This is a genomic window from Acinetobacter sp. YH12105, assembly GCF_013419095.1.
GTDB classification, from domain to species: domain Bacteria; phylum Pseudomonadota; class Gammaproteobacteria; order Pseudomonadales; family Moraxellaceae; genus Acinetobacter; species Acinetobacter pseudolwoffii.
Map to the genome: position 1 here is coordinate 365258 of NZ_VPAU01000001.1, position 22386 is coordinate 387643.

Below are 22386 nucleotides of genomic sequence, written 5' to 3' on the forward strand. Positions count from 1 at the left end.
TTTTAGCGTTCGACTTTTAACACAGCGAGGAACGCTTCTTGCGGGATTTCGACACTACCCACCTGCTTCATGCGTTTCTTACCTTCTTTCTGTTTAGACAGAAGTTTTTTCTTACGTGACACGTCACCACCATAACATTTAGCCAATACGTTTTTACGCATGGCTTTTACAGTGGAACGTGCAATGATTTGCGCACCAATTGCCGCCTGAATTGCCACATCAAACATTTGACGCGGAATCAGGTCTTTCATTTTTTCCACCAGCGCAATACCACGATGACGCGCGTCGTTACGGTGACAGATCATCGCCAAGGCATCGACTTTTTCACCATTGATCAGCACATCCACTTTTACCAATGAAGAACTTTCAAAACGGACAAAGTTATAGTCGAGGGATGCAAAACCACGTGAACAAGACTTCAATTTATCGAAGAAATCCATGACCACTTCTGCCATTGGAATTTCAAAAGTAATCGACACCTGATTGCCGAGGAATTTCATGTCTTTTTGTATGCCACGGCGCTCGATACACAAGGTCATGACATTACCCAGATATTCTTGCGGTACTAAAATATGACATTCGGCAATCGGTTCACGTAAATCTTCTACGGTTGAACCATCCGGCATTTTAGACGGGCTGTCGATATAAATCGTCTGGCCATTTTTCATCACTGCTTCGTAAATTACGGTGGGCGCAGAAGAAATCAGATCAAGATCATACTCGCGTTCTAAACGCTCTTGTACAATCTCCATGTGTAGCATGCCCAAGAAGCCACAGCGGAAACCAAAACCGAGTGCATCCGAACTTTCCGGTTCAAAGAACAAGGCCGAGTCATTAATTTGCAGTTTATGCAAAGCTTCACGAAACGGTTCAAAGTCACTGGCATCAATCGGGAATAAACCGGCATAAACCTGCGGTTTTACTTTTTTAAAGCCCGGTAGCGTTGCAACTTCAGGTGTGGTTGCCAAGGTAATGGTATCACCCACCGGCGCACCAAAAATGTCTTTAATACCGGCAATCACGAAGCCGACTTCGCCTGCTTCCAACATACCTGTTTCAGTATGTTTCGGGTTAAAGATCCCCACAGAAGTAATGATGTGCGTTTGACCTGTTGATTTCATCAACATCTTGTCGCCTTTACGCACACGACCCTGCTTTACACGTACCAGAGAAACTACCCCAAGGTAGTTGTCAAACCATGAATCTACAATCAGCGCTTGCAACGGCGCTTCGCGATCACCGACCGGTGCCGGAATCACATTCACCAGGGTTTCTAAAACATTTTCAATGCCCAGACCGGTTTTGGCTGAACATGTCGGTGCTTCTGTCGCTTCAATGCCGATAATTTCTTCAATCTCGTGAATCACACGCTCAGGTTCAGCTTGCGGCAAATCGATCTTGTTCAGTACGGGCAGTACTTCCAGACCTTGCTCAATCGCGGTATAGCAGTTGGCGACAGACTGTGCTTCCACACCTTGCGCCGCATCAACGACTAATAAAGCACCTTCACAGGCTGCGAGCGATCGCGACACTTCATACGAGAAGTCAACGTGTCCCGGCGTATCAATAAAGTTCAGCTGATAAACTTCACCATTTGGATGGGTATAGTTTAGCGTCACCGAAGTGGCTTTAATGGTAATCCCACGTTCGCGCTCAAGCTCCATAGAATCGAGGACTTGAGCCTGCATTTCACGATCTTGCAAACCACCACAGGTCTGAATAAAGCGATCTGCGAGGGTCGATTTACCGTGGTCAATATGCGCAATAATCGAGAAGTTACGAATGTTTTTAATATCAACAGATTTTTTAGCTTGCGCCATGGGTTACCTTGAGAAAAAACGCGCTATGTAATTTAAAAATATTACATAACAAAAGCCGAATAGAAATTGCGAAGGATTATAGCAGAATGGTGATCTAGAAAAAGAATTATATTTTTAGCTTTGTCCACTCTGCCAAAATACCTGTCCAGCGATCTCAAGCTCAATCACTGCAATGAAGCTTTGAAAATCACGCCATATTTTTGCTAAACCTGATTGAAATATCTAACTCTGTGCCAAAGAAGCGAGCACTTATTGATCTAGATACACTATTGAAAAATCATAAGGATTGATCTGATCAGAAAGAGGTTGATAGGCTTGGGTAAAGGTAGGCGACATGCGTTTAGGACGCCCAGTGGCCATTTCAATACAGGCCCACTGCGTACTACCTGTAAATAACAGGTTTTGATCCTGTGGTCGATAAAATGCATATTGGCGAAATGAATACAGTGCATTGATATCGTTCAACCAGGTTCGCAAAATAATTTCATCGCCCTCGAAAGCAGCCTTGCGATATTGCACCTGATGCTCAACTGCCACCATGGCATGTTTCAGTTCCACATATTCCTTTAACCCCAATCCCAATTTTTCAATATGGGCTGTGGCGACCTCCTGCATCCACTGTACATAGACCACATTATTGACATGGCCCAAGCCATCGATATGTTCAGCTTGCACCTTTAACGCAAGATCAAAAATAGCTGTCACTTTTCTCTTATCCTTTCCATTATTTTCAACTGAATAGAGTCTACCGAATTTATAGGCTGGGTAAATTGCAAATAATAAAAAACCGCCCATCAAAAGCGGTTTTTTATATTTAAAAATCTGAATAGAATTAGATACGCATTCCGACAATCGCACGCTGCCCTTGGCGCATGAGCGTAACGCGTGCCACATTGCCCTTCTTCAACTCAGAAACTTCTTGTACAAATTGCTCTGCGTTCAATACTGCCTTGTTATTAATATGCGTCACCACATCGTTTGGCATGATACGCGCCTGTGCGGCAATGCCACCTGAACGAACATCCTGAATCATGACCCCGCCTTTGATCTCCAGTCGATCCTTTTCTAGCGAACTTAAATCACGAATAGCCACACCAATTACAGGTCCTTTGCTCGGCTGCGCCTGTGCTCCGGCTTTTGCAGGGGTATCATCCGGTGCGGTACTTAAGGTTGCTGAAATATTACGGCGCTTATCATCACGTAAAACCTCCAGCTGTACCTGTTGCTGAGGTGCAGTACGGTTGAGATAGTTTAATAATTCACTGGTGCGTGAAATCGCAGTACCGTTATATTTTAAAATCACGTCACTGACACGTAGACCGGCACGTGCGGCGGGTGAATTTGGTTCAACCTGAGTAATTAAGGAGCCTTCAGGCTTAGAAAGGTTGTAAGACTCTGCCAGATTACGGTCGATATCCTGCAAGCTGACCCCCAGATAGGAACGGGTCACTTTACCATTCTTTTTCAGCTGCTCTGCCACTTCCATGGCCACATCAATCGGAATCGAGAAGGAGAGCCCCATATAACCGCCGGTTCCACTGAAGATCCGCGAGTTCACCCCGACTACTTCACCATGCTGGTTAAATAAAGGCCCACCAGAGTTACCCGGGTTGAGGGCCACGTCTGTCTGGATAAAAGGCACTGCTGTTTCACCCATCATGTTGCGCATTTTGGCACTGACGATTCCGGCAGAGGCCGAATAATCAAAACCAAATGGCGAACCAATCGCGAGCACAGGCTCACCGACACGTAAGCGGCCTACATCCCCGGTACGCAATTCTGGAAAATTCGAACCTGTGACCTTAAGTAAAGCTACGTCGGTACGTGCATCACTTCCCACCACAGTGGCATCAATTTCACGGCGATCATTCAGGGTAATGGTGACTTTAGATGCATCCTCAACCACATGATGGTTGGTCAGCAGATAGCCATCTTTACTGATAAAAAATGCACTGCCATAGCCGGTTTTTTCCTGTGGCATGCGCTGCTGAGGGATAATCACCTGATTGCCAAAGAAGCGACGTAGAATTTCCGGAACTTGTTGTTGTAAGAGTTCTTCTTCGCTCATTTTTTTAACGACATTGACACTGACCACGGCAGGACTGACCTGCTCGACCAGATTTGAAAAATCAACCGGTGTGACAGCCTGCAACTGTGCAGCACTCATGGTCAGGGTCGCTGCAAATAATCCTTTTTTTAAGTCTAGAATTTTCATATAAATTATTCACTCAAATTGTTGATAAATTTATGTAAATAGGTTTTATCACAAACATTGTAAAGTTTAAGTAATAATATGTTTCAATGCTTCACGCTGGACAATATCTCATCATTAAAACACTAAGTTAAGGCTTTGATTAATTTTTTTCATTAATAAATGAGCGTTTCAACGCTTGCCTTTTGCACAAAAAAGCGCTGTTATTACCAAACTTTTTTTTAAATTAGCTGATGGACATGTCTAATTCATCCCTTACCCATCAATTTGACGTCATTATTGTGGGCAGTGGCGGTGCCGGTTTAAGTTTAGCCTTATCGCTCCCGGACCATTTTAATATTACAGTTTTAGCGAAATCCACCCTGACAGATGCCAGCACCTTTTATGCGCAAGGCGGTGTTGCTGCAGTACTCGATGAAATGGATTCGATTGAACAGCATATTGATGACACCATGATTGCAGGTGCACAGCTATGTGAAATGGACGCAGTCAAACAGACGGTAGAAGGGGGCAAACCATCAGTTGACTTTCTGCTAAAACACGGTGTGCAATTTACCCTGGATGAACAGGAACAGTTGCATCTCACCCGTGAAGGCGGCCATTCACAGCGCCGGATTATTCATGCTGCCGATGCCACAGGTCGTGCAATTTCGACTACTTTGGTACAACGCGCCCAAGAAAAATCAAATATCACTATTTTTGAAAATTATATTGCGATTGATCTGATCTGTTCACATAAACTTGGCCTAGACGGTGAAAACCGTGCGCTAGGTTTATATGTGCTGGATGAAAAAAATGAAAAAGTACATACCTTTTTAGCACCATTTACCGCCCTTGCCTGTGGCGGTGCAATGAAAGCCTATCTTTATACGTCAAATCCGGATATTGCCACAGGTGACGGCATTGCCATGGCCTATCGTGCCGGCTGCCGGGTGGCTAACATGGAATTTAACCAGTTCCATCCGACCTGCCTCTATCATCCACAAGCGCGCTCCTTCCTGATCACTGAAGCAATGCGCGGCGAAGGGGCTTATCTGCGTCTGCCCGATGGCGAACGCTTTATGCTGCGTTTTGACGAGCGCGCCGAACTTGCACCACGCGATATTGTCGCACGCGCAATCGACTATGAAATTAAGCGCTTAGGTATTCGACATGTCTGGCTAGATATTACCCATAAGGATGAAAGCTTTGTTAGAGAACATTTCCCTACGCTTTATACCCGCCTGCTGGAACTGGGTATTGATATCACCAAAGATATGATTCCAGTGGTACCTGCAGCCCATTACACCTGTGGTGGCGTTGTGGTCGATGAACATAGCCAGACTGATATCGCAGGTCTATATGCAATTGGGGAAACCTCTTATACTGGTCTGCACGGTGCTAACCGAATGGCCAGTAACTCACTTTTAGAATGCTTTGTGTATGGCATGAGTGCAGCCAAGCATATCGAATCTCATTTCAATGCTGACTATGCCTTTCCGCCCGTACCCATCTGGGATGACTCACAGGTAACCAATCCGGATGAAGATGTGGTGATTCTGCAAAACTGGGATGAGCTACGTCAGACCATGTGGAACTATGTCGGTATTGTGCGCAGCACCAAACGTCTGGAACGTGCCTTGCATCGTATTGAAATGCTGAAAAAAGAAATCACTGAGTATTACCAAGATTATCAGGTCAGCAAAAACCTGATCGAGCTTCGCAATCTGGTGCTGGTCTCAGAAATGATTGTGCGCTGTGCCATGCAGCGTAAAGAATCTCGTGGCCTGCATTTCACGCTGGACTATCCGGAATTATTGCCTGAATTACGCAAGACCATTCTAAATCCGGTGAATTTTGAAGTAGAAACACCCTTGGTCAATATTTAGATTATTGGGGAGATATGATTTTTAAATCATATCTCCCTGTCTTTTAGCGCTCACCTACTTAATTAAGCTTAGGCTATTTATATCACTGAACTTCTATTCTTCAGGTGTTTAGTGTTGAGGTGGAATGGCATAAGTCGCAGTAACATGCGCCACTGGCTCATCAAGGTCTACTGAATAAATCCAGACTTCCCCGACAATCAGAACTTTACCGACTTTAATAAGCTTGCACTCTCCTCGCAAATCCGTGCCACCTGAAGGTTTACGGAGAAAATTGATATTCAGATTGGTGGTGACAGCCAAACCCACCAGGCCAATTTCGCCCAGAATAGCGACATATAAAGCAAGATCGGCCAAGGTCATCATAGTTGGGCCAGAAACAGTACCACCCGGACGCAACTCTTGTGCGCTAACCTGATACAGCAAAGTTGCACCGCGTGGAACAACGGCTTCGATCCTACATTTTTCTAGGCTTTGTGGAAATTCTTGTTGTAAAAATTGTTGGATTTCGGTTTTGGTCGTTTTCATCTTATTAAAAAAATCTTCTATATTGCCTTCAATATAGAAGATTTTTCACACATTTACCTAGTGAAAATTAAAATAAACAGGATTTCAATTTAAACCAGACTTCAAATAACTTAAAGCCTGCTCGAATACCTGCTCCGGTGTACGGGTTGCATCCAGACGTTTGATCCGTTCCGGATGACGCTGCCACAACGTTTCATAGCCGGCTCTTACTTTCTCAAAGAAAGTGACTTTCTCTTGTTCAAAGCGATCCAGTGCGCCACGCGCGCGTGCCCGGTTCATTCCCAGTTCAATCGGTGCTTCTAACCAGAAGGTGATGTCCGGCATACGTGCCACAAAGTGATCATTTAATAACTGCAGCTTTGTTTCACTGAGTCCACGACCTGCACATTGATAGGCAAAGCTGGCATCAGTAAAACGGTCACAGAGTACAATTTTTCCGGCTGCTAAGGCTGGCAGAATGACTTGTGCCAAATGCTGGGCACGCGCCGCATACATCAATAGTAATTCGGTATCATGCGCCATCGTTTCTTCATGATTCACAGCCAGAAGTAGTGCACGGATCTGCTCGGCCATCGGCGTACCACCCGGCTCGCGCGTAAGCACCACATCTTTACCTTGCGCCATAAAATCGTCATAGATCGAACGAATGAGTGTGGTTTTACCTACACCTTCTGTGCCTTCAAAGCTAATAAACATACTCATTCCTTATTCTTCGAGCGTAAAATGGTCAGATACTCCTGCACTGCTTTATTGTGATCATTCAGATTGGTCGTAAACGTATGTCCGCCATTGCCCGTGGCGACAAAATAAAGGTTGTCAGAATTATCCGGATGCATGGCTGCTTCAATGGCTTTCTTACTTGGCAGTGCAATTGGCGTTGGCGGCAAACCAGACATGGTATAGGTGTTATACGGCGTCGGCGTACGTAAATCCTTGCGGGTAATATTGCCATTATAGGCATCGCCCATTCCATAAATCACGGTAGGATCGGTCTGTAAACGCATGCCAATTTTTAAACGGCGCACGAACACTCCAGAAACCTGTTCTAGCTCACTATCTACACTGGTTTCTTTTTCAATGATCGACGCCATGATCAGCGCTTCATATTTATTCTGATAGGGCAGATCAGTCACGCGTTTTTCCCAGGCCTGATCCAGTGCCTTCATCTGGCGCTGATACAGATTGGTTAAAATTTTACGGTCAGTTTCACCTTTAGCAAAGAAGTATGTATCCGGTGCAAACAGACCTTCAGGATGTGAAAATGGAATATTGAGCTCTTTAAGGAGTTGTGCCATTGGCAAATGTGACACTTCTTTGGTCACCAGATCATCTTTCTTCAAAGCATCAATCAGCTGTTTGAATGTGGTTCCTTCAATCACCAAAATCCGGTTCATCTGGGCATTTTCAGCATTGGAGATCATATCCAGAACCTGACGAATACTCATGCCCTGGCGCACTTCATATACGCCAGCTTTCATGGTGTCATGAATCAGGATGCGCTGATAAAGCTTGAGAATAATCGGGAAACTGACCTGTTTTTCTTTGGCCAGACGGTCAATAAAACCAGAATAGGTTTCCCCTGACCCAATCGCCAGCAGCTGTTTTTGTCCGTCTACAGGATAGTCTTTCCACAAACTACTTTTTAAGACCAGTACCAAAATCAAGGCAAGTCCAATCAGGACGAAGGCAATTCCTTTGAAAAGTGACGAAAATTTGGCTGTATTGTTCTTTTTGGCTTTAGACTTGGAAGCTGACATATTAAGACATCTGATTTAATCGAAGACGGTTAAAAAGTTCAATACAAGCATCGCCATCCAGGGATCGCTGCTCAAATTGAGTGACAATTTTCATCGGGTTTAGCGCATTACAAAAAAACAGACTCTGAATATGGGCTATTTCCTCCATATCGATGTAACGTTGCTGACAGGCAATTCCCTGATCTTGCATCCGTTGTAGAATTTCTGCACGCATCACCCCAAAGACGCCATTATAACGAAGTTCCGGCGTAATCCATGTATTGTTTATACAAATGAAACAATTACTGCTCACCCCTTCGACAACCCCGCCCTGTACATCTGTCACCAGTGCCTCAGACCAACCGCGCTGATCCGCCTCCTGCTTGAGCAAAACCTGCTCCAGGCGATTCAAGGTTTTTAGTCCGACCAGACCCGGCATGGTCAATCCCAGTGCCTGCTGTAATACCCCACTTTGGATCTGTTCATACTTTAAATCATGTAGGGCTTGAGGATAATAAAATACCCACAGATCCGCCGGATGCTCTGGCAAACTATAGCCCCGCTCGCCGACTCCACGACTCAGCACGATCTTTAATGTTCCATTCAGCTGACTTTCTGATTCACGTAAAAGTTCTAAACTTTCTGCAATCAGAGCTAAATCAGCATGCAAACTTAATTTTTGATTACTGAGCTGCAAACGTGCCAGATGACGATCATATAATTCCACCCGGTCCTGTCGAATCCGGGCCGTGCTAAAACAGCCATCACCATAATGAAAGGCCCGATCGAGTACTTCTATCTCACTGACATGGTTCGCATTTTTCAAACAGAGCATATTTTATTGCCTCTCAAATCAACAATTGAGTACTGAGAGATAAGCTCCATCGATTTATCTCTTTTACTCACATCAAATGCATTTTTAATTATTTTTTATGCAAAATATCTCCAGCTATTCTTGCCTTGTCCAACAAAAGCTAAAAAAATTGAGGCAAAAATGAATATTGGTAAATTAAAAATTGGGGTATTGGCTGCACTGGTTTCGGCCACTGCTTTCAGTGTGTCTGCAAAAGATTTCCTGAACGTGTCTTATGACCCAACCCGCGAATTATATGACAATTTTAATAAGGAATTCAGCGCATACTGGAAAAAAACCACGGGTCAGGACGTGAACTATAAACAGTCGCATGGCGGTTCAGGTAAACAGGCCCGTGCTGTGATTGATGGTCTGGATGCAGACGTCGTGACCCTCGCGCTAGCTGCCGACATTGATGAAATTGCAGCGAGAGGTCTGCTGCCTAAAGACTGGCAGAAACAATTCCCGCAAAACTCGACCCCCTATACCTCCACCATCGTCTTTCTGGTCAAAAAAGGCAATCCAAAAGGGATTAAAGATTGGGACGATCTGGTGAAGCCTGGAGTAGAGATCATTACGCCAAACCCGAAAACTTCTGGCGGTGCACGCTGGAACTATCTGGCAGCATGGGCATGGGCCAAACATCAACCTGGTGGCAATGACAGCAAAGCACAAGATTTTGTGCGTCAAATCTATAAACAGACCAAAGTTCTGGACTCAGGCGCACGTGGAGCCACTACCACTTTTGCTGAGCGCGGGATCGGTGATGTATTACTGGCTTGGGAAAATGAAGCCCATCTCGCTACTCGTGAACAGCCGGGTAAATTTGAAATCATCACGCCAAGTCTGTCAATTTTGGCCGAGCCACCGGTGGCAATTGTAGAGAAAAATGCCAGGAAAGATGGCAATGAAAACCTGGCCAAAGCTTATTTGAATTATCTGTATTCTCCTGCGGGGCAAACTGTGGCTGCGAAGAACTTCTATCGTCCACGTAATAGCGAAGTATTAAAGAAATATAGCAGCGTATTTAAACCTTTAAAGTTAGTCACCATCGACAAAGAATTTGGTGGCTGGACCAAGGTACAAAAAGCACATTTCGATAATGGCGGGATCTTTGATCAAATTGTAAAGGCAAATCATACGAAATAATGAGGCAGTCCAGCAGAAACAATGGCCTTTATTGATAAGGCCATTTTCATTTCAATAACTTCAGCTCTGTCTTATCTTTTTTTTTCATATAAAATTCGTTTTTATTTATTTTTTACGCATAAAGAATAGGTTTATTCTGCAGCTATGTTACAAAACGTGTAAGAAATTGAGGTTTCTAATGAGTATTTCAAAAACAATAAAACTTGGGGTTCTGGCTGCTGTGATTTCGGCAACCTCATTAGGTGCTTCAGCACGTGATTTTCTGAATGTTTCCTACGATCCGACACGTGAATTGTATGAAGATGTCAACAAGAGTTTTGGCAAATACTGGGAAAGCCGTACGGGTCAAAAAATTAACTTCAAGCAATCCCATGGTGGTTCTGGTAAACAGGCCCGCTCTGTTATTGATGGCTTGAATGCAGATGTGGTGACTTTGGCCCTCGCAGCCGATATTGATGTGCTTGCAGAAAAAGCCAAATTATTGCCAACAGACTGGCAAAAGAAACTGCCACAAAACTCGACACCGTATACCTCAACAATCGTATTTTTGGTGCGTAAAGGCAACCCCAAAGGGATTAAAGACTGGGGCGATCTGGTGAAACCGGGTGTCGGCATTATTACCCCGAATCCGAAAACATCAGGTGGCGCGCGCTGGAACTATCTGGCGGCATGGGCATGGGCCAAACATCAGGCCGGTGGCAATGACACGACTGCACAAGAATTTGTTCGCCAAATTTATAAAAACACCAAAGTCCTGGATTCAGGTGCGCGTGGTGCAACTACCACCTTTGCCGAGCGCGGGATCGGTGATGTCTTGCTGGCCTGGGAAAATGAAGCGTACTTAGCGATTCGTGAGCAACCAGGTAAGTTTGAAATTATCACGCCAAGTCTGTCTATTCTGGCTGAACCGCCAGTGGCGATTGTAGAAAAAAATGCAGCGAGAAAAGGCAATAAGCATCTGGCTCAAGGTTATTTAAACTTCCTGTACTCACCACTGGGGCAAGATCTGGCAGGCAAACATTATTATCGCCCACGCAGTGAAGTAGCTTTAAAGAAATATAATCATGTGTTCAAACCACTCAAACTGGTAACGATTGATCAGGAGTTTGGCGGCTGGGCAAAAGTGCAAAAAGCGCATTTTGAGAATGGCGGTATTTTCGACCAGATTGTGAAGGCAAACAGCGCGAAGTAATTCGCAGCTGATCTGACAGGAGCATCGACATGATACATACGCTTATTGTTCCAGGTGTAGGTGGTAGCGAATACAATCACTGGCAAACATGCTTACAACATCAGCTCAGTCGATGCTCTCGTGTGCAACAAAAAGATTGGAATCATCCCGTTTTGCAGGAATGGATCACTGAATTTGTCAAAGCCCTGCAAGATATTCAAGATGATGTACAGATTGTAGCGCACAGCTTTGGCTGTTTAACCTCGGTCGCAGCACTGGCACAACATCCAGAATTGACTGCTAAAGTTAAAAAGCTGATTCTGGTCGCGCCGGCCAATCCGGCACGTTTTGGGGAAAATGGTTTTGTTCGTAACAGCCAGACCGATTACAGCCATTATTTTCAGCAAGTGCAGATTCAGGTTCCGGCCACGTTATTAATCAGTGAAAATGATCCCTGGTTAAGCTATGCAGACGCCCAGTTTCTGGCCAAAGCCTGGAAACTCAAACCGATTAATCTCGGACAGGTGGGGCATGTCAATGTCGCTTCAGGATTTGGCCCTTTTCCTGAACTTGCCCAGTATTTGATTTCAGAAAAGACTATGCAACATATCAGCAATACTGATGACAGCAAGTATTATTTCAAATTTGCATTTTAGTCGTTGCAAATTATGCTTGTGTCCAATTTCTTTTTTTAATTTTCGCTGGTTAGTTTTAACCAGCTTTCTCTCTTTTGAGGAGTCATCATGTCGCAGCGATCCCGAGTGCTGCCAGGATTTGGTCTTTCTCTAGGCTTTACCCTAGCGTATTTATCATTAATCGTTTTAATCCCGCTGTCTGCTGTTTTTATTAAATCACTGGGCATTGGCTGGGAAGGCTTGTGGGAAATCCTGAGCTCTGAACGTATTCAAAAATCCCTACAACTCAGTTTCAGTGCAGCCATTATTGCTGCGCTGGTGAATGTGCTGTTTGGCCTGTTATTGGCCTGGTGTCTGGTACGTTATAGCTTCCCGGGCAAACGTATTGTCGATGCCTTGGTCGATTTGCCTTTTGCGCTGCCAACAGCGGTGGCCGGTATTGCCTTGACCTCTTTATATGCGCCGACTGGCTGGATTGGTCAGTATCTTGAACCGATTGGTATTCAGGTTGCTTATACCCCGATTGGTATTACGCTGGCTCTAATCTTTATTGGCCTGCCTTTTGTGGTTCGTACCGTACAGCCGGTACTCAGTGATCTGGAAACTGAACTGGAAGAAGCTGCATCTGCACTCGGGGCAAATCGCTTGCAAATTGTGACCAAGGTGATTTTCCCGATTTTACTTCCTGCGCTTATCACTGGCTTTGCGTTAGCTTTCGCTCGCGGTGTTGGTGAATATGGTTCGGTGATCTTCATTGCCGGGAATCAGCCTTTTGAAACAGAAATTGCCCCACTGATGATTATTTCCCGTTTAGAAGAATATGATTATGCCGGTGCAACCACAATTGCGGTGGTGATGTTGCTGATTTCATTTGTCCTGCTGTTCCTGATTAACTTACTGCAAGCTTGGGCCAGCCGCCGTACCGGGAGAACTGCACGATGAGTTTGAATACCAACAGCAATGCACTGGCTGAAAAACTGCAATCCCGTGATGCAACCCGTGAGCCAACCTGGGTACGTTATACCCTGATCACTATTGCACTGATTTTTTTCTTGAGCTGCCTGATCCTGCCTTTGATTCTGGTTTTTGTGGAAGCCTTTAAACAGGGAATTGGTGTCTATACACAGGCATTGGTGCATCCGGATACTTTATCTGCGGTCAAACTTACACTTTTGACTGCTGCAATCGCCGTACCGCTGAACGTGGTATTTGGTGTAGCTGCAGCATGGTCAGTGGCGAAGTTTAACTTTCGGGGTAAATCCTTCCTGACCACCTTGATTGATATGCCATTTTCGGTCTCTCCCGTGATTGCCGGTTTAATGCTGGTACTGATTTTCGGTACGCAAGGCTGGATGGGGTCCTGGCTAATGGACAATGACATCAAGATCCTTTATGCAGTGCCTGCCATTGTCCTGGCGACCATCTTTATTACTGTACCTTTCGTGGCTCGTGAGTTAATTCCATTAATGGAAGCACAAGGCACGGAAGAAGAAGAAGCTGCGATTGTGCTCGGTGCATCTGGCTGGCAAACTTTCTGGAAAGTGACCCTGCCAAATATCAAATGGGGTCTGATTTACGGCGTGATTCTGTGTAATGCACGGGCCATGGGTGAGTTTGGTGCAGTATCGGTTGTATCCGGTCATATCCGCGGTGAAACCAATACTTTACCGCTACACGTCGAAATTCTTTATAACGAATATACCTTTAGTGCTGCGTTTGCCGTGTCTTCGCTTCTGGCTCTCCTCGCAATTGTCACCCTGATTTTAAAAACATGGGTGGAACTGCGCCAGGAAAAACAGGACAAACGTAATCAAGATTCTACAGTTTCTTAAGGAATGCCAACATGAGTATTCAAGTACAAAATATTGAAAAACACTTTGGTGCATTCCATGCACTTAAAAATATCTCGCTGGATTTTCCAGATGGTCAACTGGTGGCCCTGCTCGGCCCATCAGGTTGCGGCAAAACCACGCTGCTACGGATTATTGCAGGTCTAGAATCTGCAGATGGCGGTCAGGTCATTCTGGAAGGTCAGGATGCGACCAATGTTCATGTACGTGAACGTGAAGTCGGCTTCGTGTTTCAACATTATGCCCTGTTTCGTCATATGACGGTATTTGACAATATTGCTTTTGGTCTGCGTGTTCGCCCACGTAAAACCCGTCCATCTGAAGCGGAAATTAAAAAACGTGTTACGCGTTTACTTGATTTGGTTCAGCTGGGTTTTCTGGCTGACCGTTACCCTGCTCAGCTTTCAGGTGGCCAGCGTCAGCGTATTGCATTGGCACGTGCCTTAGCCGTTGAACCGCGTGTGCTGTTGCTAGATGAACCTTTCGGTGCACTGGATGCCAAAGTCCGTAAGGAATTACGTCGCTGGTTACGTACCTTGCATGATGAGTTGCACATCACCTCGATCTTTGTGACCCACGATCAGGAAGAAGCGCTGGAAGTGGCCGATCAGATTGTGGTGATGAACAAAGGTAATGTCGAACAGATCGGTTCGCCACGTGAGGTCTATGAAACGCCGGCAACCCCATTTGTGTTTGATTTCTTGGGTCAAGCCAATCGTTTTGAAGGCCAGAACAACGGCGGCATTATTCAGCTCGGTCAAGATCGTATTCAGTTTGATGGCGCAAAAAATGCTGCTCAAGGTGAAGTGATTTTATTCGCACGTCCTGATGAACTGCGCATTCATGCACAGCCACAAGACAATGCCATTCAGGCCACCTTCATACGTGAATTATGGATTGCGGGTAAAGTCGTTGCAGAACTGAATGACCGTCAGGGTAACTTGATTGAAATCTTACTGACACCTGATGAAGCAAGAGCACACCAATTCCGCCCCAATCAAACCGTGTGGTTAAGTGCAGTGAACTTGCATTTATTTGAAAATCAGGTCGCTTAAGACCAAAAGATGGGGCTTCGAAATGCCCCATCCTCTTCTAGGGTAAAGAGAATTATGAATTTCCAACAATTAAGAATTATACGAGAAACGGTTAGACAGAACTTTAATTTAACTGAAGCCTCAGCTGCACTTTATACTTCGCAGTCTGGAGTAAGTAAGCATATTAAAGATCTGGAAGATGAGCTTGGCGTACAGCTGTTTATCCGTAAGGGTAAGCGTCTACTGGGTTTAACCGAGCCGGGTCAGGCACTATTAGGAATTGTAGAACGCATGCTGGTCGATGCCGATAATATTAAGCGTCTGGCTGATGATTTTAATAAAGTTGATGAAGGTACCTTGACCATTGCCACCACGCATACCCAGGCGCGCTATGTGCTACCGCCGATTGTCAGCCAATTTAAAAAAGAATTTCCTAAAGTACATTTGATTCTGCAACAGGCCAGCCCGGTAGAAATCACGGAAATGCTGCTGCAAGGTCAAGCCGATATCGGTATTGCAACCGAAGCACTGACGACTGAAGACAATCTGGCCAGCGTACCTTATTATAACTGGCAACATAGTATTATTACGCCGCAAAATCATCCACTTGCAACTAAAGATCAGATCCGGATCGAAGATCTGGCCCATTACCCGATTATTACCTATCATGGTGGTTTTACCGGTCGCTCCAAGATTGATACCGCCTTTGAAGAAGCCGGCTTTGATGTCGATATCGTCATGTCCGCACTCGATGCCGATGTGATTAAAACCTATGTGGAAATGAATATGGGCGTCGGCATTGTCAACGATGTCGCTTATGACCCGGAGCGTGATTACCGTTTAAAGCAGATTAAAACGGATATTTTTGGCATGAATACCACCTGGATTGCGGTACGTAAAGGACATTTACTACGTGGTTATGGCTACGAGTTTATTTCCCTGTGCTCGCCGGATGCAGACATTCGAGCATTAAAAAAAGTAGCTTATCCGGATGACTAATCTATAAAATCTAAATAGATGAAATGAGGCTTTTTAGCCTCTTTTTTATGTTTGTTTGAAATGAGTAGGTTCAAAATACAGGCATAATTGAACTTTAAAATAATATTTAAAAACTAAGAAGCTTCTGGATTTTTAGCTTGATTTATTGAAGTAAGATTAAACACTTAAATTAATTTAATAACTTGATAGATATAAAAAAACGAGCCGAAGCTCGTTTTTTCTTGAATCTAATCATTAGAAGCGGAAGCTTACACCCAGTTTAGCTACTGGAAGCCATTTAAACTCGTTATCATTACGAATTTCACGCTCTTCATCTGCAATTGCATCTTCTACAGGACGAGCACCTTCAACTGGTGCTAAGTTAGTTGCTGTTAAGTTAACATCTGGATTACCGGTATAGAATGCACCGATCTCACCAAATACACCCCAACGGTTAGTAATTGCTGGAGAGAAACCAATACCTACATAAGGTGCGATATTATTTCTGTAGTCTAGTCGACCATCTACACGTCCCTCTGTTCCTCCAACAAGACGACCATAACTATCACCGTCAATTCTTAACGTATCACCAGCACCAATACGTTTACTTAGTTCATATTCGTTATCGACATAACCAACACCAGCTGCCATATAGAACCAGTTTGCCCATGGACGGATTTCTGCATTCAGATAGGTTAGGTTATTATCCATATCCAAGTCATATTTAGTACCATTTACAGAAACATCATCGTTCCAAGAAATGTCACCCCCGTTATAGCCTAAAGTCACGCCGACATATGGGTTCACATTCCATGAAAGTGCACCACCGTAACCGGTAGTACCGACTTCAGCACGAACAGCTGCTGGTTTAAAGAAAGAAAAAGATGCCACACCTTCATCTGTTACGATTGTTTCATCAGCAGCCATAGCAGAGCCAGCTGCTGCAGCCAAAATGGAAACTGCTAAAATTTTATGTAAAGACTTCATTATTTCTCTCCTCAAAAGAACTTATTTTGATCATTAGTTATTCGTGATGGATTCAATATAAAGGACTTAAAAAATATTTTTTATTCATGTTTTGCTGATCTTTTGTTATTTTTTGATACAAATTAGTTTTTCTTGTTGATAACCTGGCTTTTTCTAACACTTCTACTACATTTTAAAATAATGAAAAATAACACTTATCACGTTCATTATTTCAAACTTCCCACACTTTTGGCTATTTTTCATCTATTTTCAGTCTGCTCAACTATTTTTAATGCAATATAGTGTAAAATCTAGAAAATTTTTTCTGGAAGGAAGATCATGTCGCAGCTTTCAACAATCATTGAAAAAGCGTTTGAAGATCGTGCGAATTTCACAGCTGCAGATTGCCCTGCTGAAATCCGTCAAGCAGTTGAGGACGTAATTGCTGGTCTAGACAATGGTACTTTACGTGTTGCTGAAAAAATCGATGGTGAATGGATTGTTCATCAATGGATTAAGAAAGCGGTATTGTTATCATTTAAATTAAACGACAACAAACCAATGCAAGCTTGTGATCTTCGTTTCTATGACAAAGTAGATACTAAATTCTCAGACTGGACTGAAGAACAATTCAAAGCGGCTGGCGTACGTGTAGTTCCTCCTGCGGTGGCGCGTAAAGGTTCGTTCCAGGCTAAAGGCGTGATCTTGATGCCTTCTTATGTCAACATCGGTGCCTATGTAGATGAAGGTACGATGGTGGACACATGGGCAACTGTGGGTTCATGTGCACAGATTGGTAAAAATGTTCACTTGTCTGGTGGTGTTGGTATTGGTGGTGTACTTGAACCACTTCAAGCCAACCCGACCATTATTGAAGATAACTGCTTTATCGGTGCACGTTCTGAAATCGTTGAAGGCGTGATCGTTGAAGAAGGTTCTGTAATTTCAATGGGCGTATTCATTGGTCAATCGACCAAGATTTATGATCGTGCCACTGGTGAAATTCACTATGGTCGCGTACCAGCAGGTTCAGTCGTTGTTGCAGGTAGTCTGCCTTCTAAATGTGGTACTTACAGCCTTTATGCTGCGATTATCGTGAAAAAAGTAGATGCGCAAACTCGTTCTAAAACCAGCCTGAACGATCTATTACGCGAAGACTAATATGTCTTAACTTAGAGGGCACATTGGTGTTCCTCGGAGCTTCAAGCGCTCCCCGTCTCTACGATCAGTCATGATCGTAGGGATTTTTATTTTTATACCCGGTTATTTATTTCTCAGTGGTTAGTTTTGTTATGAATACGCTTCGTTCTTCCGCAATTCCAGTTTCTGATCCGTCTGCGGGTTTACGCATTACGGAGATCTTCTATTCATTACAAGGTGAAGCCAATGCTGCGGGCTTGCCAACGGTTTTTATCCGCTTAACCGGCTGCCCGTTACGTTGTAGCTACTGTGATACCACCTATTCCTTTGAAGGTGGTCAGCGTCAATCTCTGGATGAAATTATTCAGACCACGCTCGATTTTAAAACACCCTATGTCTGTGTGACCGGTGGTGAACCACTGGCTCAACCGAATGCCTTGCCTTTAATGCAGCGCCTTGCCGATTTAGGTTGTGAGGTTTCTTTAGAGACCAGTGGCGCTTTAGATGTTGCTAAAGTAGATCCGCGCGTTTCCAAAGTTCTAGATTTAAAAACCCCAACTTCAGGTGAAGTTGCACGGAATTTGTTATCCAATCTGGATCATTTAACGCCACATGATCAAATCAAGTTTGTGATCTGCAACCGTGAAGACTATGAATGGTCAAAGCAGCAGCTTGAACAGTATCAGCTTCAAAAGAAAGTCAGTACAGTCTGGTTCTCGCCTGCATTTGCGGTTGAAAAAGGCGCAGTTCGTTTACCGCAACTGGCGCGTGATTTGGCTCAGTGGATTTTAGAAGACCATCTCCCTGTTCGTTTCCAGTTACAGCTGCACAAGTTGTTATGGAATGATGAAACTGGTCGTTAATTTTTTGTAAAGTTACTTTTTTGGAGAATCAGCTTATGCGCCCTCGTGCCATTGTTCTGTTATCTGGCGGATTAGACTCAACTACATGTCTGGCTTGGGCACAGGCACGCTACGAATGTATCGCGATCAGTTTTAAGTATGGTCAGCGTTCGACCACAGAGCTGGATGCAGCCAAAGCACTGACTCAAGCTGCCGGTGTGGAACATCGTGTGATTAATATTGATCTGGGTAATCTGGGTGGCTCAGCCCTTACCGATCATAGCATTGAGGTGCCTGATCATGAACAGGCCGGTATTCCGATTACCTATGTTCCGGCACGTAATACCATCTTCCTGTCTTATGCTTTAGCCGCTGCGGAAGTATTTAAAGCCGAAGCAATTGTGATCGGAATTAATGCGGTTGATTACTCGGGCTATCCGGATTGCCGACCGGAATTTATTGACGCATTTGCCAACATGGCACGCCTTGCGACCAAGGTTGGCGTAGAGGGTCAGGCGCTCAAATTTGAAACACCTTTGTTACATTTATCCAAAGCAAATATTATTCGCTTAGGTATTGAACATGGCGTAGACTACAGTCAAACGGTGTCATGCTATCAAGCAGATGACCAAGGACGTGCCTGTGGCAAATGTGACAGTTGCCGTTTACGTAAACAGGGTTTTGCGGACGCAGGTGTTGAAGACCCGACACGTTATATACCGTAATAACAAGGTAGAGTTTATGAAGAATTTAAAATCAAGCATCGTGCTTTCAGCAATTGTTTCAGCTGCTGCTATGTTCGCAACAACGGCTCAGGCAGCTGATGACAAATTACAACAAGCTTATAAAAGCACCAATGTAAAATCTGCATTGATCAATGTTTGTAAAGATGAAACTGGCAAAGGTAAAAAACTGACCGCTGCTGAAGTCAGTAAATATTGTACTTGCGCTGTTGAAGCAGATGGTAAACTAACCAATGCACAAAAATGGGAAATCCAAAGCACCATTAATCAGAAGAAAAGTCCTGGAACTTTAGCTTTTGTACAGAAGCAGAATAAAGACCTGCAAGCATGTTTTGGTCCACAGTTAACAGGCAAACTGAAAACTTTGACTGAAGAAGCAATGAAATCAGCTCAAGCTGCGCCGAAGAAATAATATCTCATTATTCTTTGATGAAATAAGCCACTATAATGTGGCTTATTTTTTTGAAAATTTTAAATAAAACAGGAGTTAATATGACTGCCATCAGTTTGCTTGACCAGAGTTTCCCTGCAACGACAGCTGAAATCAATTTAACCCAGCTGGATACAGAATGGCTGGTGATTTATTTTTATCCTAAAGATTCTACTCCGGGTTGTACCACTCAAGCCGTCGGATTTTCTTGTTTAAAAGATCAGTTTGATGCTTTAAATACCACCATTATTGGCGTATCTCGTGATTCGGTCAAAGCCCATCAAAACTTTACTGAAAAGCAGAATCTGAGTATTAATCTGATCAGTGATAAAGAAGAAATCCTGTGTAATCACTTTGATGTGATTAAAGAAAAAAACATGTATAGCAAACAAGTCATGGGGATCGAGCGTTCGACTTTTATTTTCCATAACGGCGAACTGGTCAAAGAATATCGTAAAGTCAAAGCCGCAGGTCATGCCGAACAAGTCCTGGAAGATTTAAAAGCTCTGCAAAGTGCTTAATTGACTATTTCCTGCAAGGATAAAAGCTCGAAAAAAATCGGGCTTTTTTTGTGATTACTTTGATGTAATACAAGCATTTTATATGTCTTCTATGCTTCAATTTTTAAAGCTAAGCAATAGACATGCAGCAGTCTATTAATCTGAAAAAAGACTGTATTCAAACACCCTTAATTAACTTCACAATGACCCGAGAGATGCAGATTCACTTTCTCCCCTACGCCTGCGATCCCCTTTCTCATGCCGAAATCACTGCGGTTAATCACTGCAAATGCCTGGACTTCGAGCAAGTTGTCATTAGACAGACTCGACTTAAAGGTTGTTTCAAAAATCACCGGTTTGGTCACACCACGCAAAGTCAAATTGCCTAAAACATTGTATTTACCATTGCCCAGGTCTTTAAACTGGATACTTTTAAAACTTACCGTTTTGTATTTTTCAACATAAAAAAGGTCTTCACCCAAAATCATATGTTTCAATAACGGTTTATTAAAACTCAAACTCTCGACATCCATGACCAGATGCGTTGAAGCATTTTGCGGTGCTTTGGCATCAAACTGCATGCTGGATTGCACCTGATTAAACTTGGCTTTGACCACAGTCAGTCCCATTGACTTGATCTCAAAGCCGACATCACTTTTAGGAGTGAGCGTCCATGATTTTGCAAAAGTCTGACTGCTGAAAAATAAACAGATTGCCAGGCCAATCAGTCCAGTTTTTATTGTTGTTTTCAATTTTAAATCCACCTTGTTTAATTTCTTATTGATCGGATTTAGATACACGCTTCAAGCTGAAATTAAATTTTCTTTTCAGTTTTAGAATTTTTGTTTTCGTTATTTTTATACCAGTTAACTGAAGTTTTTGTAAAACCCTTAGTGACTAATGGAAAAAATAATCGTTAGTATTTATTTTTAAGAAATGGCTTAATCGAAGTATACTCATCGAATGGAGACTGTTAATACTTTGATTTTAAAATTCATCTCCTAAATATGATCATATATTCCAACAAAATCTGAAGTAAAATTTGCTTACACAGCGAGCACTGCAAACTCTATTTTCTATTGTGATTCTCTTTGAAAAATGTTTAAAACAGAATGTCTAGACAAATATCAATTACAGACCTTACTCGCATTCTCTTGTTCAAAATATAAAAATCCTCAATTGAGGATTTTTATATTACCAGTTGAATTAAATGCTTAGAATTAATGACCCTGCGACGATCCACATGGTACAAGCAATGAGAGCATCCAGAACCTTCCAGGCATGGCGATGCTGAAACCAGGGTGTCAATATCTTTGCCCCATAGCCCAAGCTAAAAAAGAAAAACCAGGATGCACAGACCGCACCAAGCGCAAACCACCATTTTCCTAGGCTATATTGCGTTGAAATTGAACCAATCAGGATGACGGTTTCTAAATAAACATGCGGGTTTAACCAAGTAAATGCCAGACAGATCATCAACACTTGTAAAAAATGTGCTGTAACTTGATCACTTGGAGCCAAAACTTCTGTTGATTTAAATGCATTGATTGCATGTTGCAGACCATAATAAAACAGGAATCCTGCGCCAATATATTTAGAAAACATAACCGCATTTGGATAATGTTCAATGATGTGAGCAAAACCAAAAACACCTAATAATATCAAAATAGTATCAGACAAGGCACACGTCAAACAGACCAGGAAGATATGCTGCTGTTTTAAACCCTGTTTTAGTACAAAGGCATTCTGCGCCCCGATACTGACAATCAGGCTCATACCTACAGCAAAGCCACTGACCATATAACTGGGTGGTGTTTCAAAAAGTATGCTGAAACAAAGCAGGTTGAATTTTGATAAAATAGAGAAATGCGAATAACTCTAGAAATCAAATGTCCAACCTGCCTCAGTGACAGTATAAAGAAAAATGGCATCAA

23 protein-coding genes are annotated in these 22386 nt (G+C 43.4%); 13 read left to right on the plus strand and 10 right to left on the minus strand.

Annotation, left to right across the window (positions count from 1 at the left end; genetic code table 11):
• Window positions 1-2 precede the first annotated feature (2 nt).
• The 3 genes from lepA to FTU44_RS01915 all read right to left on the minus strand — a co-directional run bounded on the left by lepA (window position 3) and on the right by FTU44_RS01915 (window position 4035).
• Entirely contained in the window at window positions 3-1820 is a 1818-nt protein-coding gene (gene lepA / locus FTU44_RS01905; protein WP_005097556.1) for a translation elongation factor 4, read from the minus strand.
• A gap of 249 nt (window positions 1821-2069) precedes the next feature.
• The gene (locus tag FTU44_RS01910; RefSeq protein ID WP_100355707.1) at window positions 2070-2525 is read right to left on the minus strand and encodes a thioesterase family protein; all 456 of its coding nucleotides are present in this window, start codon (window positions 2523-2525) and stop codon (window positions 2070-2072) included.
• Window positions 2526-2652: 127 nt separating this feature from the next.
• Complete coding sequence (locus FTU44_RS01915; protein WP_180049279.1) at window positions 2653-4035, minus strand: Do family serine endopeptidase; 1383 nt, start codon at window positions 4033-4035, stop codon at window positions 2653-2655.
• A 236-nt stretch (window positions 4036-4271) separates the two neighbouring features.
• Between FTU44_RS01915 and nadB the strand changes: the two genes are divergently transcribed.
• Window positions 4272-5900: an L-aspartate oxidase gene (gene nadB / locus FTU44_RS01920; RefSeq protein ID WP_100357441.1), complete on the plus strand. Its 1629-nt coding sequence runs from the start codon at window positions 4272-4274 to the stop codon at window positions 5898-5900.
• Window positions 5901-6008: 108 nt separating this feature from the next.
• Here the strand turns inward: nadB and FTU44_RS01925 are convergent, their stop codons facing one another.
• From FTU44_RS01925 to pabC, 4 genes are all read right to left on the minus strand, one after another.
• The gene (locus tag FTU44_RS01925; RefSeq protein WP_005097561.1) at window positions 6009-6425 is read right to left on the minus strand and encodes a PaaI family thioesterase; all 417 of its coding nucleotides are present in this window, start codon (window positions 6423-6425) and stop codon (window positions 6009-6011) included.
• Window positions 6426-6509: 84 nt separating this feature from the next.
• Entirely contained in the window at window positions 6510-7121 is a 612-nt protein-coding gene (gene tmk, locus FTU44_RS01930) for a dTMP kinase (RefSeq protein WP_180049280.1), read from the minus strand.
• Between the two features lie 2 nt (window positions 7122-7123).
• Complete coding sequence (gene mltG / locus FTU44_RS01935) at window positions 7124-8182, minus strand: endolytic transglycosylase MltG (protein ID WP_180049282.1); 1059 nt, start codon at window positions 8180-8182, stop codon at window positions 7124-7126.
• Window position 8183: 1 nt separating this feature from the next.
• The gene (pabC, locus tag FTU44_RS01940) at window positions 8184-8996 is read right to left on the minus strand and encodes an aminodeoxychorismate lyase (RefSeq protein ID WP_005170105.1); all 813 of its coding nucleotides are present in this window, start codon (window positions 8994-8996) and stop codon (window positions 8184-8186) included.
• A gap of 159 nt (window positions 8997-9155) precedes the next feature.
• On the opposite strand from pabC, the gene FTU44_RS01945 reads away from it, so the two are divergent.
• From FTU44_RS01945 to FTU44_RS01975, 7 genes are all read left to right on the plus strand, one after another.
• Window positions 9156-10163 (plus strand): sulfate ABC transporter substrate-binding protein, encoded by a 1008-nt coding sequence (locus FTU44_RS01945; protein WP_005170101.1) that lies wholly within the window; start codon window positions 9156-9158, stop codon window positions 10161-10163.
• 178 nt (window positions 10164-10341) lie between these two features.
• On the plus strand, window positions 10342-11355 hold the full coding sequence (locus FTU44_RS01950; protein ID WP_159138202.1) for a sulfate ABC transporter substrate-binding protein: 1014 nt from the start codon (window positions 10342-10344) through the stop codon (window positions 11353-11355).
• Between the two features lie 29 nt (window positions 11356-11384).
• On the plus strand, window positions 11385-11990 hold the full coding sequence (locus FTU44_RS01955; RefSeq protein WP_005097569.1) for an alpha/beta hydrolase: 606 nt from the start codon (window positions 11385-11387) through the stop codon (window positions 11988-11990).
• Between the two features lie 87 nt (window positions 11991-12077).
• Window positions 12078-12911 carry a sulfate ABC transporter permease subunit CysT gene (gene cysT, locus FTU44_RS01960; protein WP_005170095.1) on the plus strand — a complete coding sequence of 278 codons (834 nt, stop codon included), beginning with the start codon at window positions 12078-12080 and terminating at the stop codon, window positions 12909-12911.
• Window positions 12908-13801 carry a sulfate ABC transporter permease subunit CysW gene (gene cysW, locus FTU44_RS01965; RefSeq protein WP_005097571.1) on the plus strand — a complete coding sequence of 298 codons (894 nt, stop codon included), beginning with the start codon at window positions 12908-12910 and terminating at the stop codon, window positions 13799-13801. Before cysT ends, cysW begins: the two co-directional genes overlap by 4 nt.
• A gap of 11 nt (window positions 13802-13812) precedes the next feature.
• Window positions 13813-14874 (plus strand): sulfate/molybdate ABC transporter ATP-binding protein, encoded by a 1062-nt coding sequence (locus FTU44_RS01970; protein WP_100329043.1) that lies wholly within the window; start codon window positions 13813-13815, stop codon window positions 14872-14874.
• Between the two features lie 54 nt (window positions 14875-14928).
• On the plus strand, window positions 14929-15852 hold the full coding sequence (locus FTU44_RS01975; RefSeq protein ID WP_180049284.1) for a CysB family HTH-type transcriptional regulator: 924 nt from the start codon (window positions 14929-14931) through the stop codon (window positions 15850-15852).
• A gap of 234 nt (window positions 15853-16086) precedes the next feature.
• Here the strand turns inward: FTU44_RS01975 and carO are convergent, their stop codons facing one another.
• The gene (gene carO, locus FTU44_RS01980) at window positions 16087-16818 is read right to left on the minus strand and encodes an ornithine uptake porin CarO (protein WP_180049286.1); all 732 of its coding nucleotides are present in this window, start codon (window positions 16816-16818) and stop codon (window positions 16087-16089) included.
• A gap of 318 nt (window positions 16819-17136) precedes the next feature.
• On the opposite strand from carO, the gene dapD reads away from it, so the two are divergent.
• From dapD to FTU44_RS02005, 5 genes are all read left to right on the plus strand, one after another.
• Window positions 17137-17958 carry a 2,3,4,5-tetrahydropyridine-2,6-dicarboxylate N-succinyltransferase gene (gene dapD, locus FTU44_RS01985; protein ID WP_005097576.1) on the plus strand — a complete coding sequence of 274 codons (822 nt, stop codon included), beginning with the start codon at window positions 17137-17139 and terminating at the stop codon, window positions 17956-17958.
• A gap of 131 nt (window positions 17959-18089) precedes the next feature.
• The gene (queE, locus tag FTU44_RS01990; protein WP_180049288.1) at window positions 18090-18800 is read left to right on the plus strand and encodes a 7-carboxy-7-deazaguanine synthase QueE; all 711 of its coding nucleotides are present in this window, start codon (window positions 18090-18092) and stop codon (window positions 18798-18800) included.
• A 35-nt stretch (window positions 18801-18835) separates the two neighbouring features.
• A complete protein-coding gene (queC, locus tag FTU44_RS01995; protein WP_005170088.1) occupies window positions 18836-19504 on the plus strand; it encodes a 7-cyano-7-deazaguanine synthase QueC in 669 nt (222 codons plus the stop codon).
• A gap of 16 nt (window positions 19505-19520) precedes the next feature.
• Entirely contained in the window at window positions 19521-19934 is a 414-nt protein-coding gene (locus FTU44_RS02000; protein ID WP_005170085.1) for a hypothetical protein, read from the plus strand.
• 80 nt (window positions 19935-20014) lie between these two features.
• Window positions 20015-20473 (plus strand): peroxiredoxin, encoded by a 459-nt coding sequence (locus FTU44_RS02005; RefSeq protein ID WP_180049290.1) that lies wholly within the window; start codon window positions 20015-20017, stop codon window positions 20471-20473.
• 167 nt (window positions 20474-20640) lie between these two features.
• On the opposite strand, the gene FTU44_RS02010 is transcribed toward FTU44_RS02005, so the two are convergent.
• The gene (locus FTU44_RS02010) at window positions 20641-21204 is read right to left on the minus strand and encodes a YceI family protein (RefSeq protein ID WP_051064995.1); all 564 of its coding nucleotides are present in this window, start codon (window positions 21202-21204) and stop codon (window positions 20641-20643) included.
• Window positions 21205-21658: 454 nt separating this feature from the next.
• Window positions 21659-22228, minus strand: a complete 570-nt coding sequence (locus tag FTU44_RS02015) for a LysE/ArgO family amino acid transporter (RefSeq protein WP_257226365.1) — start codon at window positions 22226-22228, stop codon at window positions 21659-21661.
• Window positions 22229-22386 lie beyond the last annotated feature (158 nt).

What these genes read in the sequence shown, in the direction of transcription:
- lepA (WP_005097556.1), bottom strand. Translation starts at nt 1,820, where the DNA reads ATGGCGCAAGCTAAAAAATCTGTTGATATTAAAAACATTCGTAACTTC.
- FTU44_RS01915 (WP_180049279.1), bottom strand. Translation starts at nt 4,035, where the DNA reads ATGAAAATTCTAGACTTAAAAAAAGGATTATTTGCAGCGACCCTGACC.
- nadB (WP_100357441.1), top strand. Translation starts at nt 4,272, where the DNA reads ATGTCTAATTCATCCCTTACCCATCAATTTGACGTCATTATTGTGGGC.
- FTU44_RS01925 (WP_005097561.1), bottom strand. Translation starts at nt 6,425, where the DNA reads ATGAAAACGACCAAAACCGAAATCCAACAATTTTTACAACAAGAATTT.
- tmk (WP_180049280.1), bottom strand. Translation starts at nt 7,121, where the DNA reads ATGTTTATTAGCTTTGAAGGCACAGAAGGTGTAGGTAAAACCACACTC.
- mltG (WP_180049282.1), bottom strand. Translation starts at nt 8,182, where the DNA reads ATGTCAGCTTCCAAGTCTAAAGCCAAAAAGAACAATACAGCCAAATTT.
- pabC (WP_005170105.1), bottom strand. Translation starts at nt 8,996, where the DNA reads ATGCTCTGTTTGAAAAATGCGAACCATGTCAGTGAGATAGAAGTACTC.
- FTU44_RS01945 (WP_005170101.1), top strand. Translation starts at nt 9,156, where the DNA reads ATGAATATTGGTAAATTAAAAATTGGGGTATTGGCTGCACTGGTTTCG.
- FTU44_RS01950 (WP_159138202.1), top strand. Translation starts at nt 10,342, where the DNA reads ATGAGTATTTCAAAAACAATAAAACTTGGGGTTCTGGCTGCTGTGATT.
- FTU44_RS01955 (WP_005097569.1), top strand. Translation starts at nt 11,385, where the DNA reads ATGATACATACGCTTATTGTTCCAGGTGTAGGTGGTAGCGAATACAAT.
- cysT (WP_005170095.1), top strand. Translation starts at nt 12,078, where the DNA reads ATGTCGCAGCGATCCCGAGTGCTGCCAGGATTTGGTCTTTCTCTAGGC.
- cysW (WP_005097571.1), top strand. Translation starts at nt 12,908, where the DNA reads ATGAGTTTGAATACCAACAGCAATGCACTGGCTGAAAAACTGCAATCC.
- FTU44_RS01970 (WP_100329043.1), top strand. Translation starts at nt 13,813, where the DNA reads ATGAGTATTCAAGTACAAAATATTGAAAAACACTTTGGTGCATTCCAT.
- FTU44_RS01975 (WP_180049284.1), top strand. Translation starts at nt 14,929, where the DNA reads ATGAATTTCCAACAATTAAGAATTATACGAGAAACGGTTAGACAGAAC.
- carO (WP_180049286.1), bottom strand. Translation starts at nt 16,818, where the DNA reads ATGAAGTCTTTACATAAAATTTTAGCAGTTTCCATTTTGGCTGCAGCA.
- dapD (WP_005097576.1), top strand. Translation starts at nt 17,137, where the DNA reads ATGTCGCAGCTTTCAACAATCATTGAAAAAGCGTTTGAAGATCGTGCG.
- queE (WP_180049288.1), top strand. Translation starts at nt 18,090, where the DNA reads ATGAATACGCTTCGTTCTTCCGCAATTCCAGTTTCTGATCCGTCTGCG.
- queC (WP_005170088.1), top strand. Translation starts at nt 18,836, where the DNA reads ATGCGCCCTCGTGCCATTGTTCTGTTATCTGGCGGATTAGACTCAACT.
- FTU44_RS02000 (WP_005170085.1), top strand. Translation starts at nt 19,521, where the DNA reads ATGAAGAATTTAAAATCAAGCATCGTGCTTTCAGCAATTGTTTCAGCT.
- FTU44_RS02005 (WP_180049290.1), top strand. Translation starts at nt 20,015, where the DNA reads ATGACTGCCATCAGTTTGCTTGACCAGAGTTTCCCTGCAACGACAGCT.
- FTU44_RS02015 (WP_257226365.1), bottom strand. Translation starts at nt 22,228, where the DNA reads ATGAGCCTGATTGTCAGTATCGGGGCGCAGAATGCCTTTGTACTAAAA.